Source organism: Cupriavidus cauae, assembly GCF_008632125.1.
GTDB classification, from domain to species: domain Bacteria; phylum Pseudomonadota; class Gammaproteobacteria; order Burkholderiales; family Burkholderiaceae; genus Cupriavidus; species Cupriavidus cauae.
On the sequence record NZ_VWRN01000053.1, the window covers coordinates 430,280 to 443,101 of the forward strand.

The 12,822-nt window shown below is 62.1% G+C and carries 11 protein-coding genes; 1 reads left to right on the forward strand and 10 read right to left on the reverse strand.

Features of this window, described 5'->3' with window-relative positions:
• Nucleotides 1-4: 4 nt before the first annotated feature.
• From F1599_RS20995 to rfbB, 7 genes are all read right to left on the reverse strand, one after another.
• The gene (locus tag F1599_RS20995; RefSeq protein ID WP_190286422.1) at nt 5-1,138 is read right to left on the reverse strand and encodes a glycosyltransferase family 4 protein; all 1,134 of its coding nucleotides are present in this window, start codon (nt 1,136-1,138) and stop codon (nt 5-7) included.
• Complete coding sequence (locus F1599_RS21000) at nt 1,135-3,348, reverse strand: glycosyltransferase (RefSeq protein ID WP_150084360.1); 2,214 nt, start codon at nt 3,346-3,348, stop codon at nt 1,135-1,137. Before F1599_RS21000 ends, F1599_RS20995 begins: the two co-directional genes overlap by 4 nt.
• A 1-nt stretch (nt 3,349) precedes the next feature.
• A complete protein-coding gene (locus F1599_RS21005; protein WP_150084362.1) occupies nt 3,350-4,588 on the reverse strand; it encodes a methyltransferase domain-containing protein in 1,239 nt (412 codons plus the stop codon).
• Between the two features lie 223 nt (nt 4,589-4,811).
• Nucleotides 4,812-5,408, reverse strand: coding sequence for a dTDP-4-dehydrorhamnose 3,5-epimerase (rfbC, locus tag F1599_RS21010; protein ID WP_150084364.1), 597 nt, complete (start codon nt 5,406-5,408; stop codon nt 4,812-4,814).
• Nucleotides 5,405-6,283 (reverse strand): glucose-1-phosphate thymidylyltransferase RfbA, encoded by an 879-nt coding sequence (gene rfbA / locus F1599_RS21015; RefSeq protein ID WP_150084366.1) that lies wholly within the window; start codon nt 6,281-6,283, stop codon nt 5,405-5,407. The genes rfbC and rfbA overlap by 4 nt, the downstream gene beginning before the upstream one ends.
• Nucleotides 6,284-6,291: 8 nt before the next feature.
• Complete coding sequence (gene rfbD, locus F1599_RS21020; RefSeq protein WP_150084367.1) at nt 6,292-7,209, reverse strand: dTDP-4-dehydrorhamnose reductase; 918 nt, start codon at nt 7,207-7,209, stop codon at nt 6,292-6,294.
• Entirely contained in the window at nt 7,199-8,263 is a 1,065-nt protein-coding gene (gene rfbB, locus F1599_RS21025; protein WP_150084369.1) for a dTDP-glucose 4,6-dehydratase, read from the reverse strand. The genes rfbD and rfbB overlap by 11 nt, the downstream gene beginning before the upstream one ends.
• Before the next feature lie 223 nt (nt 8,264-8,486).
• Here rfbB and F1599_RS21030 point away from each other — a divergent pair, with 223 nt between their 5' ends.
• Nucleotides 8,487-9,335: a symmetrical bis(5'-nucleosyl)-tetraphosphatase gene (locus F1599_RS21030; RefSeq protein WP_150084371.1), complete on the forward strand. Its 849-nt coding sequence runs from the start codon at nt 8,487-8,489 to the stop codon at nt 9,333-9,335.
• A 30-nt stretch (nt 9,336-9,365) separates the two neighbouring features.
• Here the strand turns inward: F1599_RS21030 and F1599_RS21035 are convergent, their stop codons facing one another.
• The 3 genes from F1599_RS21035 to F1599_RS21045 all read right to left on the reverse strand — a co-directional run bounded on the left by F1599_RS21035 (nt 9,366) and on the right by F1599_RS21045 (nt 12,701).
• Nucleotides 9,366-10,187 carry a lysophospholipid acyltransferase family protein gene (locus F1599_RS21035; RefSeq protein WP_150084533.1) on the reverse strand — a complete coding sequence of 274 codons (822 nt, stop codon included), beginning with the start codon at nt 10,185-10,187 and terminating at the stop codon, nt 9,366-9,368.
• A gap of 133 nt (nt 10,188-10,320) precedes the next feature.
• Nucleotides 10,321-11,631, reverse strand: a complete 1,311-nt coding sequence (locus F1599_RS21040; RefSeq protein ID WP_150084373.1) for a dihydroorotase — start codon at nt 11,629-11,631, stop codon at nt 10,321-10,323.
• 98 nt (nt 11,632-11,729) lie between these two features.
• Nucleotides 11,730-12,701, reverse strand: coding sequence for an aspartate carbamoyltransferase catalytic subunit (locus F1599_RS21045; protein ID WP_150084375.1), 972 nt, complete (start codon nt 12,699-12,701; stop codon nt 11,730-11,732).
• Nucleotides 12,702-12,822 lie beyond the last annotated feature (121 nt).

Sequence of the window (12,822 nt, forward strand, 5' to 3'; positions counted from 1 at the left end):
GCCGCTATGCCTCGGCCGGAACGCGCCGGCGCTGCAACACGGCGCGTTCGACGGACCTCAGAAAACGCGCTTTCGTCCGGGCGGGCGAGAATCGCGCCGCGTAGGCGCTCGCACGACTCGCATAGGCTTGGAAACCACCGGCATCGTGCCACGCCGGGTCACCGACTTCGGCTGCCACATCGGCAATCGCCCGCATCAATGCCACTGCATCGCCAGTGGGCACCAGCGTGCCGAGCCCGCCGCAGATCGAAGGCATATTCGAGTTGTCATATGCAATGACCCTGCAGCCGCTGGCAAATGCCTCGACCACTGGCACGCAGAATCCTTCGTGGTACGTAGGAAGGACGAACAAATCGCTCTCGAGAAACAGTTGGTGCTTCCGATCGTCGTCAGCATTGCCGTGGATCATCACGCGCGCCCGCTCGCCGAATTGCCGATGAAGGCCCGCCCTGGCTTCTTCGACCTGAGCCACCATGTTGGCGTCCGAGAACTGCAGATTGCCGACCATATCCAGTCGCAAGCGCAAGTCTCCGTTCTCCCTGAGCAACTGCCGTAGAGCGCTCAATAGCTCGAGCGGTCCTTTAGATCGGACGAAGCGCCCTACGAACAACAATCGAATCACTCCATCGCACGCACTCGGCTTTCGATCGGGAAGGGAGAGATCCCCATGTACTGCGATGGGCAACACCGTGGCCGGCGTCTGGATACCCGCGCCACGCAGGACATCGAGATTAGTCTGGCTAACGCACCATACCTCGTCGGCGAATGCAATGTTGGAGAGCTGCAAGAATGAGCGATCGATGACGGCATGATTGCTGGGCGCGACGAAGGCCTTCGGCGTGATGTTGTGAAACACGACGACTCGGCGCGCCCGCGCCGGCACTACAGGGAGCACATCAAACAGCGGGTAGTACACGCCAAAATGAAGGATCACAACGTCGCTGGCTTGCAGATGCGGATGCAGGTAGAGATCGCGCGGTGAACCAACGGGAATAAACGGCAGATCCGGATAGTCACAAGCGTAGCCGAATAGCTTCGCATCGTGCCCCTCCTGCAGCAGCCAGCGAACCTCGTCACGGATCGAGTTGGATATGGCGTCGTTCCTTACGCAGATGCCATGAACATGCGAAATCTTCACGCGACGGTTTCCTCCCAGCCAGCGCGCGAGAGCGCATACAGTCCATGGCTCTCTCGCGCCATTCTGTCCGCGGTAAACCGCTGCTCGAAATGGCGGCGACCCGCCTCGCCCATTGACTCACGCAAACCGGCGTCCTGCGCCAGTCGGCTCAGGGCCTTAGCCAACGATACCGGATCGCCGGGCTCCGTTAGCAAGCCGGTGACACCATCCTGAACCACCTCTGGAATGCCACCCGCTGTCGTCCCGACGACAGGCTTTCCTTGTCGCATTGCCTCAAGATAAACCAAGCCGAAAGACTCGAATCTGCTAGGCGCGACAAAGATGTCGCAGTCGGCATAAGCCATGTCCAACTCAGGGTCGGATAGGCGCCCTTCGAAACGGACATTTCCGAACCATGATGTCCCCGCATAGCGCTCGGCAAACGCTTTGCGGTAGTCGACATGCCCGACCTCCGTCGCATCTCCGACGATGCGCACGATGGCTTCCGGTGCGGCATGCATCAGTTCAGGCAGGGCTTCGAGCAACACATCGATACCCTTGCGCGGCTCCAACCGCCCAACGTACAGGATCTGAACGGCATCCGCCTTATTGACTCGTGTACCAGCCGGAACAGCGGCCGGTCCCATTCCGTGCGGAATGATGCGTAGCCGCTCCGGATCAAAGGCAAAACCATAGGCTTCTTCGATGCGCTGCACGATGGCTCTACTATTGGCGCGAACGCCCTGCACGGCCGTCATCATCTGCCGCTCCAGTGCTAGCATCGGTTGTCCGAAGGTACGCATCCATTCCGCGTCTTCTGCCATTTCCGGGTGCGACTCGATCCAGAAATGCAAAGTGGTATGCAGACTGGTGACCAACGGCCATTCGCCATCAAGCAGGAATGCCACGCCCTCGCAATCCCAGATCGGCGCTTCCACAACGGCGACCTCGCGGTGTGTCGCGATACGGCGTACCTCTTGCAACGCCGTCGCCGACCAATCCCAGATATGCTGCGGCACCGCGAGCGATATAGCTCCGGGCGAGCGCTCAGAGCACTGTTGCACCATGCGATGTACCCACACGCCTTGCTCAAAATCAACACGATTGATATCCGTGCTACGTGTGATGACATGGACGATATGTCCTTGCGCGCCGAGAGCTTGCGCCAAGTCACGCGAGAAAGTGGCAATGCCACCGCTATGGTTCGGCGGAAAGTCTTGGGACACCAGAACGATAGCCTTGCGGTCGGCGTTGTGGATCGGGGTAAATCGGTGAAAATCGCCCCTGCCTGCCGCCAGCTTCTCCGGTGTGATCAGCTCGCGATGGGAGTCCATGCCCCGTGCAAGCCCGACTTCCCAAGCGCGTTCGTTCTCTTCACGAAACTTCTCCAGTTCGCTCTCTGGTAAACGGCCGCCAGCAATGTGGAATTCCACGTCGCCACGGTGTCCCTCGGAGAACCTCCGGTTGTCCTCAAGGATGTCGGCCAAGTCCCGATACGGACGGCCATGTTTGAGGGAGAAGTAGATCTTGTTCTTAATTACCGGATAGCGATAGCGCGTAATCTTGTGGTCATCACGTACGTGGCTCGGCGCGAACTTGTGATGTACATAGGCATTGGGCAATTGCCGAATGACGTAGCCCGCATCGACAAGCCGGCAACAGAGTTCGGTTTCATCGAGATAGTATTCGATCTCCTCGTCGAACCCGCCCACTTCCAGTAATGCCGAGCGACGAAACGACGCATTAGTGCCTTGCAGGTATGGAAACTCGAATGAAGCTGGAAAACACAAGTGGCTGGCACTGCCGCCCGCAGCCCAGTTGGCATTTCCCAATCGATTTGCGGTGGAATATTCGTACTGATAGGTATATCCCGACTGGTCGAACACCAGCCCCCCAGCACCACCGACCTCTGGGTCATCATATGCTGCGGCAAGCTGTGTCAGCCATTCCGGCTCCGGGATTGCGTCATCATCGATAAACGCCACCACATCACCCTGCGCCATACAGATGCCGATGTTGCGCGACATCGAAAGGTTTGCCATCGGACAACGACCAGCGCGGATTTTGGGCAGCCACGATTGAATCACCGCATCGGAGTCGTCCGTTGAAGGGCCATTGACAACGATTACCTCGAACTCTCCTTCGTACTTGAGCCAACGAAGGCTCTCGAGCGTTTTCTGCAGCGAGGGGCCGCGGTTGAGAGTATTGATAACAATAGAAAACGAAAGCAATTTATATCCCCTGCTTCTTCCCCAGCAAGCTGACAAAGCTGGAGAAGTAGCGCAATTCCTGTTCTGAAATATGGCTGTCGAGTTGGCGCGCGATATTTAGCAAGTCATCCAATTTGCCCCCCTGCCCGGACGCACGCAACGAGGTCAGTCCATAGCACCACTCCAATGTTTCGGAGAATTTACCATGCGGACGGACTTCAACTATCTCGAAATCACGAAACAAACGCTCCAGACCCCAGCCTGTGGTATTAAAAAAATGGTATGGAACGGCATGCAAAGGCTGCATGAAAGCAGATTCGACATAAACCACGCCACCGGGCTTAAGCACGCGGTGAATTTCGCGCGCGGCAACGAACGGGTCTTCCAAATGTTCGAACACCGCCTGCGACAGCACTAGTTCGAATGTGTTGTCGGCAAAAGGCAAGCGATGTCCATCCCCAAAGACATCGGGACATTGAAACCGCGAATACTCGAAGCTGATGACGCGCGGATCCGGATGACTGCGATCACCGCAACCACAATCTAGGATCAACCCATCAGGGCACACTTTGGCCATCAGAGAGGCCAGGCAGTCCGGATACGGATTGCCGTTATTACGCCACGGATAGCAAATTTCCGAAGGCAAATGCGATGCCACATTGGATTCCGACTGCTCCAGCACGAACACCTGCGCACCGTGTGAACGAGGATCCCGCTTTCCTGTCACCACGACTTCCACCAGATGCTCGCCGCCACCCAAAAAGACGGGATACCATAGCCGCATGGAGCCGTTTGGTTCGAACAGGTCGAGTTCCGCGATCAGCTCACCGTCGCGCAGTATTTGGGCAATCCCGGACCACGGATGCTTGAGCAGCGTGATGGCAACTCCTATACCGCGAGAGCGTATGGAAAAACGCGCGCCAGGGACATCGCTATAGAACTGCTCGCTACTAAGCTGCCAGGCACCTTCCGGCGCCAAATGTTCTGGCGAAATTGGGCGGCAAGTTGCTTCGAATTTCCCGCTGATGTCAGCCGACGATGCTCCGAATTGCGGTAGATCGTTGCAGCCAAACACGAATTTTCCATTATAAACCCTGCCGATGTCACCGCACCCCTGGCAGTAAATATTTCCCATCAACGGAATGCCATTTAGCGTTTGAGCACCGGTCACCCGGACTCTGCCCCGGCACGTAGGACACACTACCGCGTTGAACAGCTTTTCATGCTTCCAGAGAAGAGTACCCGGCACAGTCATCAGCATGCACTCCGAAGAGGTCCTACCAGTGAATCAATCTCGATTCAGCTCCCGCGGGCCGGGGCATGAAGTGAACTCGAAAACACCTGTTGCGCAGGAGATGCCATGTTGAGCGCAAAGCAGTTCATCTTAAAGTGGTATCCAGTGCGGTCCAATGCTCCTTTCGTTTTGTAACACACGGTTACACCGGTGGGACCGCGATTGTCGCGGCCGAAGCAAGGGAAAGGGGTCAGCGTGAGCCCTTCCTGGGGGAGGCACTAGCAGGGCCAGCCAACAGTTCGCAGTCAAACGTCTCCGCTTCGCGCAGAGATGTGCCTGCAGCGTCCTTCGCGGAAAGCACAGGGGGGCCGGACAGTGGCCAAACAATGCCCACATCAGGATCATCCCAACGCAAGCTGCGCTCGTGCTCCGGATACCAGTAATCGGTGCTCTTGTAGAGAAATTCCGCATGCTCGGAGACCACGAGGAAACCGTGCGCAAACCCTTCTGGCACCCAAAGCAATCGCTTGTTAGCCGCAGAGAGCGTTACTCCGACCCATTTCCCGAAGGTAGGCGATCGCCGGCGCAGATCGACCACCACGTCGTAGACCTCTCCGACTACGACGCGCGTCAGTTTCCCTTGCGGATGCCGGATCTGATAATGCAGCCCGCGCAAGACGTTGCGCGAAGAGCGCGAGTGGTTGTCCTGCACGAACGTTCGGCGGACGCCGGTCGCGGCTTCAAAGCGCGCGGCGTTGAAACTCTCATAAAAGAATCCACGCTCGTCGCCGAACACGTTAGGCTCGATCATCAGCACCTCGGCGATCGCAGTCGGAATCACGTTCATTTGATCTGCCCGGAGATGATCTGCTTCAGGTAACGGCCATAGCCGCTCTTCGCCAATGGCAGTGCCAGGCGCTCGACGTCTTCAGCGGTAATCCATTTGCTACGAAATGCGATTTCCTCAGGGCATGCCACCATCAGACCTTGACGGCTTTGCAGCGTGGCGATAAAGGTCGCCGCTTCGAGCAGGGACGTGTGCGTCCCCATATCGAGCCAAGCGTAGCCGCGGCCCATGATTTCAACGTCGAGCTGCCCGCGGTCGAGGTAGTGTTTATTGATATCCGTGATTTCGAGTTCTCCGCGCGCCGAGGGGCGGAGGCTCGCGGCGATATCGCAAACCTGATTGTCGTAGAAGTACAGTCCCGTAACCGCGTAGCTGGAGCGGGGCTGGCTCGGCTTTTCTTGCAGCGACACCGCACGGAAGTTCTCGTCGAACTCCACCACGCCATAGCGTTCGGGATCGTGTACGTGGTAGGCGAACACCGTCGCACCATCTTGGTTGGCTGACGCTCGCGCCAACTGGCTGACCAGATCGTGTCCGTGGAAGATGTTGTCGCCGAGGATCAACGTGGACGCCTCGCCCCCCACAAAATCCTTGCCAATGATGAATGCCTGGGCAAGGCCATCGGGCGAAGCCTGCTTGGCATACTGCAGGTTGATACCCCAATCGCTACCGTCGTCGAGCATCTCCGCGAACCTCGGGGTGTCCTCCGGTGTGGAGATGATCAGAATGTCGCGAATGCCGGCCAGCATCAGCGTCGACAGCGGATAGTAGATCATCGGCTTGTCGTACACCGGCAGCAATTGTTTGGAGACGGCCCGCGTAACCGGGTAGAGACGGGTGCCGGACCCGCCCGCGAGAATGATGCCTTTGCGCATGGCGAGCCTCAGGGATAGAGCTGGTCAAGCAAATGATGGATCCCCTGTTCCCAATCGGGAAGGTGGACGCCGAACGTGTTTCGCAACTTGCTGGTGTCCAGCCGCGAATTGGCGGGCCGCCGCGCTGCAGTGGGATAGGCGCTGGCCGGAATCGGCTCCACCGCCGTGGCATCGGCCTTGAGGCTCACTCCCTTGGCCTGCACGTAGCGAAGCACCTCCATCGCGTAGCCGTGCCAGCTTGTGGAACCCGCCGCAGCGAGGTGATAGAGACCGGTCGGGAAACGCTCGCGTTCTCCATGCAGCCAGAAACGCGCCACGATCTGCGCGGTGACGTCCGCGATCAACGCTGCAGTGGTCGGGGCGCCGAGCTGGTCCGCCACGACCCGCAGGTTCTCGTGCTCGCGCGCCAACGCCAATATCGACTTGGCGAAATTGGCACCGTGCACGCCTGCTACCCAGCCGGTGCGCAGCACCAGCGCGGCCGCTCCGCTTGCCGCAATGGCATCTTCCCCCGCCAGTTTGCTACGGCCATAGACCGACTGGGGATTGGCAGCATCGCTCTCGCTGTATGGGGCCGCCTTGCTGCCGTCGAATACGTAGTTGGTGGAATAGTGGACCAACAGGCTGCCGACCGCCCTTGCTTCCTCGGCCAGCACCCCGGGAGCAATGCCATTGACGGTCTCGGCCAGCGAGGCTTCGCTTTCCGCGCGATCGACGGCGGTATAGGCGGCCGCATTGACGATCAGATCGGGCCGCACTTCCCGCACGACGCGGCGTGCGTCATCGGGATGCGACAGATCGAGGCCACTTCGATCCAATGCCACCACCTTCCCCAATGGGGCGAGGCTGCGCCTGAGTTCGAATCCCACCTGGCCGTTGCAGCCAGTGAGAAGCAGTACCGCCGGCGAAGTGCGCTCACGAGGCATCTTGCGTCGCCTTCGGGCTGGGGTACCTGGCCGACATCGCGTGCCGGACCCATGCCGGATTGTCCAGATACCACCGGACGGTCTTGCGCAAGCCGGTCTCGAAGGTTTCGGCCGGCATCCAACCCAGTTCACGCTCCAGCTTGCCCGTATCGACCGCATAGCGGCGATCATGGCCGGGACGGTCGCTGACGAAGATGATCTGGTCCCGATACGACCCCTGCGGCTTCGGCTCGAGTTCATCGAGCAGATCGCACACGCGGTGCACGACTTGCAGGTTGGTCATTTCGTTCCGGCCTCCCACGTTATACGTCTCACCGACTCGGCCACGCGCGAGCACTGCACGGATCGCACTGCAGTGATCGCCGACATAGAGCCAGTCGCGCACGTTAAGGCCATCGCCATAAATGGGCAGCGGCTTGCCCGCCAGCGCATTGGTGATGGCCAACGGAATCAGCTTCTCTGGATGGTGATAGGGGCCGTAATTGTTCGAACAGTTGATGGTCAGGACCGGCAGGCCATAGGTATGGAAATAGGCGCGGACCAGATGATCCGAACCTGCCTTCGAGGCCGAGTACGGGCTGTTGGGAGCATAGGGCGTCGTCTCGGAGAACGAAGGATCCTCCGGTCCGAGCGAGCCGAATACCTCGTCGGTCGAGACATGCACAAAGCGAAAGCCCCGTTGGCGCTCCGCGTCAAGGCCGCTCCAATACGCGCGCGCGGCCTCGAGCAGCGTGAAGGTGCCGACAAGGTTCGTCTGCACGAAATCCGCCGGCCCCTGGATCGAGCGATCGACATGGGTTTCGGCGGCCAGATGCAGAATGGCGCGGGGTTGCCATTCGGCAAGGAGCCGGTCCAATGCCTGGCGGTCGCAGATGTCGGTGCGGGAAAAAATATGACGCGGGTCGTTTTCCAGCGAGGCCAGCGATGCCGGATTTCCGGCATACGTCAACTTGTCGACATTGACGATGCCGTCAGCCTCGGGATGGCTCAGCCATTCCAGTACGAAATTGGCACCGATAAAGCCGGCGCCACCGGTCACGAGGACGTGCGGCAAACCCGTTCTCCCCGTTTCGAAATGTGAGATATGTCCGACAGGAATACCGTCATTGTCTTGCTTCGCAATGGGGACAGCGGGATCATAGTGCACTCGAACGTGGCGGTATTCTATCCAAGGCGGTATTGCCTTCCAGCAGGTCGGCCAGACGCCGAGCCGAATTGTAACGCCCTGCCCGTTCCCGTTCTCCCGCCCATTCGCTCTCAAGGTCTTTCGAGCCCATATGCCCGATTCTCCGGCGTCCCGCCTTCACCCCTATGCCATCGGCGACCTGCAAGGTTGCGCCGCCTCCCTCGAACAGCTCGTGACGAAAATCCCGAACGATGCACCGCTTCGGTTCGTCGGCGATCTGGTAAACCGCGGACCGGCGTCTTACCGGGCATTGCGCATGGTGCGGGAAATGGGAGAGCGCGCCGAGTCGGTGCTGGGCAACCACGATATCCATCTATTAGCGGTTGCGGCGGGCGTGCGCAAGCCGGGTCGGTCCGACACGCTTGACGACACCCTGCGGGCGCCGGACAGCGAGGAGCTGCTGCATTGGCTGCGCCATCGGCCGCTGGCCCTGCATCAGGACGGCTTTCTGCTGGTGCATGCCGGGGTGCTGCCGCAATGGACGGTCGAGCAGACCCTGGAGCTCGCCGGCGAAGTCGAGCGGGCTTTGCGGGGACCGGACTGGAAAGCGTTTCTCGCCGATATTTTCGGCAATGCGGCGGACCGCTGGCACGATGGGCTGCGCGGCATCGAGCGGCATCGGGTCGTGGTCAACGCCCTGACCCGGCTGCGTTTCTGTACCGTCGACGGTGTGATCGACTTCAAGACCAAGGAGGGACTGGGCAAGGCGCCCGAAGGGTTCCTGCCGTGGTTCGACGTGCCGGCACGCCGTACGCGCGATACCACGATCGTCTGCGGTCACTGGTCAACGCTGGGACTGGTGATGCGGCCCGACCTGGTAGCGCTCGACACGGGTTGCGTCTGGGGCGGCCGGCTGACCGCGGTTCGACTTGCCCCTAATCCGGCCGAACGTGATGTCGTCCAGGTCGAGTGCCCCCAGTCTTGTGATCCTTTAGGCTGATATCACTTCCCCCGCGGGGATGCGGGCTCGTCAGCGCGGCGAGGAGCAGGCCGAGTCGCCGGTCGTCATGGCGGCGGCCGGGACAGCGGACGGCTCGCTGGCCGGCAAGGCCCCTTCGCCCTGAAGCTGGCGGCAAAGCGCGACCACGGCCGCGTGCGACTGTTCGGCCAATGCTCGCCGCCCCGCCTCGTCCGCCTGCAGCGGCAGGCCGAATGCGACCTGCGCCGTGATCGGCGGCGCCTGCAGGATCGCGTCGAGCGTCTGCAGCAACGTGAGGTCGCCGATATAGGCCGGTGCCACCGTCCGTTCGCCGGTGGCGGCGTCGCAATAGCGCAAGGCGACCGGCAACACCGGCAGGCCCGCAGAAATCGGCGCCTGCATCAGGTTGGCGTGGAACGGCAGCACGTCGGTGCCGTCGGTGGTCGTGCCTTCCGGGAACACGCAGACGCGGTCGCCCTGCAGCATGCAGTCGGTGATGTCGTGCAGCACCCGATGCGCGTCGCGCTTGCGGCCGCGTTCGATGAACAGCGTGCCGGTCTGGGCGCACAGCCATCCGATCAACGGCCAGTCGCGGATCTCCGACTTGGCGACGAAGCGGGACGGCTCCCAGCTGTGCATCACGAAGATATCGAGCCAGGAGATATGGTTGGCGACCACCATGGCGCCGCGCCCGGTCTCCGGCACCGGCCCGATCAGCTCGACATCGACGCCGCAGATCCGCAGCAGCCGGCGCGACCAGCGGCGGATATGCCATTGGCGCGATGCCTTGCCGATCCACGGAAACAGGACCGCGCAGGTCAGCAGGCCGCGCAGCAGGTGCAGGCAGAGGGCGAGCTTGCGCAGGGCGATCATGCCGGGGAGGGGAATGTCGGCGTCATGGGGTCGGTGGCGGTTTGCCAGCAACTGTTGCCCTCTCCTGCGGGCCCCTCTCTCGCCATGCGGGCGAGGGGCGTCGGCAGGCGAAGGGCGTCGCGGCGCCGTGACGTCAACGGGCGGCCTGCGCCTCGCCGTTGCGCGGCTGGCCGGCCAGTTCATAGACCAGCTGGCCGCCGACCAGCGTGGCCGTGACCCGGCCGCGCATCTCGTAGCCCAGCCATGGCGAGTTCTTGCCCTGGCTCTTCAGCGTGCGCCGCTCGACTTTCCACACCGCCTCGGGATCGAACAGGCAGACGTCGGCCGCGCCGCCGACCGTCAGGCGACCCGCCGGCAGGCCGATCACCCGGGCCGGCTCGCTGGTAATGCGGCCCAGCGCCTTGACCAGCGGCACCTTGTGTTCGTCGGCCCAGCGCAGCGTCAGCGGCAGCAGCAGTTCCAGGCCGGTCGCGCCCGGCGAGGCCTCGGCGAACGGCAGCAGCTTCTCGTCGTCGTCGACCGGCGTATGGTCCGAGCACAGCGCGTCGATGGTGCCGTCGGCCAGCGCGGCGACGATGGCGTCGCGATCGCGCCCGCTGCGCAGCGGCGGCGAGAAGCGCATCTGCGAGTTGAAGTAGCCGATGTCCATGTCCGTCAGGCCGACATGGTGGATGTTGACGTCGCAGGTGACCGCCAGCCCTTCGCGCTTGGCCTGGCGCACCAGCTCGATGCCCGCCGCCGAAGACAGCCGGCACAGGTGGACGCGTGCGCCGGTGGAGCGCATCAGTTCGAAGATCGTATGCAGCCGCACGGTCTCGGCGATCACCGAGACGCCCGACAGACCCAGCCGCGACGCGACCGCGCCGCTGGCCGCGACGCCGCCGCCGAGATACGGGTCTTCCGGCCGCAGCCAGACGGTGAAGCCGAAGGTCTGCGCGTACTGCAGCGAGCGCAGCAGCACCTGCGTGTTGCGGATCGGCGCCTCGGCCTGCGAGAAGCCGACGCAGCCGGCTTCCGTCAGCTGGGACATCTCGGTCAGCACCTCGCCCTTCAGCCCCAGCGTCAGCGCACCGAGCGGGTACACATGGGTCTGGTTCAGCGTGCGGGCGCGGTACTTCAGCATTTCGACCAGGCCCGGTTCGTCGAGCACCGGGTCGGTATCGGGCGGGCACACCAGGCTGGTGACGCCGCCGGCGGTGGCGGCGGCCACTTCGGATTCGAGCGTGGCCTTGTACTCGTAGCCCGGCTCGCGCAGCCGGGCCGACAGGTCGACCAGGCCGGGGCAGACGATCAGCCCGCGGGCGTCGATGGTCTTGTTGGCCTGGAAGTCGGCCGGCGCGTTGCCGATGCCGACGATCTTGCCGGCGGCCAGGAACAGGTCCTGCTGGGCATCGATATTGCCGGCCGGGTCGATCAGGCGGCCACCCTTGATGTGGATCTTCATATCGTGTCGCTTGCTATCGCTTGCCATTGCGGCTTGTTTTGGTGCCTGGCGGCCGTCGTCAGGCCGACGATTGCCTGGCGGATCGCGCTTTTGTCGTTTCAGTCGTTGTTGCCGGCGACGATGCCCATCACTGCCATCCGCACCGCGATGCCGAAGGTGACCTGATTCAGGATCACCGACTGCGGACCGTCGGCCACGGCCGAATCGATCTCGACGCCGCGGTTCATCGGCCCCGGGTGCATCACGATGGCGTCGGGCCTGGCCAGCGCGAGCCGCTCCGGAGTCAGGCCGAAGGCCTTGAAGTATTCCTGCGCCGACGGCAGCAGCGCGCCGCTCATGCGCTCGTTCTGCAGCCGCAGCATGATGATCACGTCGACGCCCTTCAGGCCCTCTTCCATGTTGTGGAAGACGCGTACCCCCATCTGCTCCAGCCCCGACGGCAGCAGCGTGCGCGGACCGATCGCGCGCACCTCGGGCACGCCGAGCGTGGTCAGCGCGTGGATGTCCGAGCGCGCCACCCGCGAGTGCAGGATGTCGCCGACGATCGCCACGGTCAGCCTGGTGAAGTCCTGCTTGTAATGCCGGATCGTGTACATGTCCAGCAGGCCCTGCGTCGGGTGCGCATGGCGGCCGTCGCCGGCGTTGATCACGTGCACGTGCGGGGCGACGTGCTCGGCGATCAGGTAGGGCGCGCCCGAGCTGGCATGCCGCACCACGAACATGTCGGCCGACATCGCCGACAGGTTGTTGATGGTGTCGAGCAGCGATTCGCCCTTGCTGGTCGACGAGGCATTGATGTTCAGGTTCAGCACGTCCGCGGACAACCGCTTGGCGGCGATCTCGAAGGTGGTGCGGGTGCGCGTGGAGTTCTCGAAGAACAGGTTGAACACGCTCTTGCCGCGCAGCAGCGGCACCTTCTTGACGTCGCGGTCGGAGTCCGACAGTGACACGAACTGGCTGGCCGTGTCGAGGATGTGCGTGATCATGTCGCGCGACAGCCCCTCGATGGACAGCAGATGCTTGAGCTCGCCGTTCCTGGTGAGCTGCGGGTTGCGGAACGTCTTGGTCATGGGTGAGGCGTGGGCGGGTGCGGTTTGGCTCGGTACGGGTGCGCGGGTGCTGGTACTTGTGCTGGTGCTTGCCCTGGCTCGGGCTTGTGTGCTCGTTCTCTACTGCGGTAATGCGTGCCGG

Excerpts from the sequence above, each read along its gene's own strand:
- F1599_RS21005 (WP_150084362.1), bottom strand. The coding sequence starts at position 4,588 with ATGCTGATGACTGTGCCGGGTACTCTTCTCTGGAAGCATGAAAAGCTG.
- rfbC (WP_150084364.1), bottom strand. The coding sequence starts at position 5,408 with ATGAACGTGATTCCGACTGCGATCGCCGAGGTGCTGATGATCGAGCCT.
- rfbA (WP_150084366.1), bottom strand. The coding sequence starts at position 6,283 with ATGCGCAAAGGCATCATTCTCGCGGGCGGGTCCGGCACCCGTCTCTAC.
- rfbD (WP_150084367.1), bottom strand. The coding sequence starts at position 7,209 with ATGCCTCGTGAGCGCACTTCGCCGGCGGTACTGCTTCTCACTGGCTGC.
- F1599_RS21030 (WP_150084371.1), top strand. The coding sequence starts at position 8,487 with ATGCCCGATTCTCCGGCGTCCCGCCTTCACCCCTATGCCATCGGCGAC.
- F1599_RS21035 (WP_150084533.1), bottom strand. The coding sequence starts at position 10,187 with ATGATCGCCCTGCGCAAGCTCGCCCTCTGCCTGCACCTGCTGCGCGGC.
- F1599_RS21040 (WP_150084373.1), bottom strand. The coding sequence starts at position 11,631 with ATGAAGATCCACATCAAGGGTGGCCGCCTGATCGACCCGGCCGGCAAT.
- F1599_RS21045 (WP_150084375.1), bottom strand. The coding sequence starts at position 12,701 with ATGACCAAGACGTTCCGCAACCCGCAGCTCACCAGGAACGGCGAGCTC.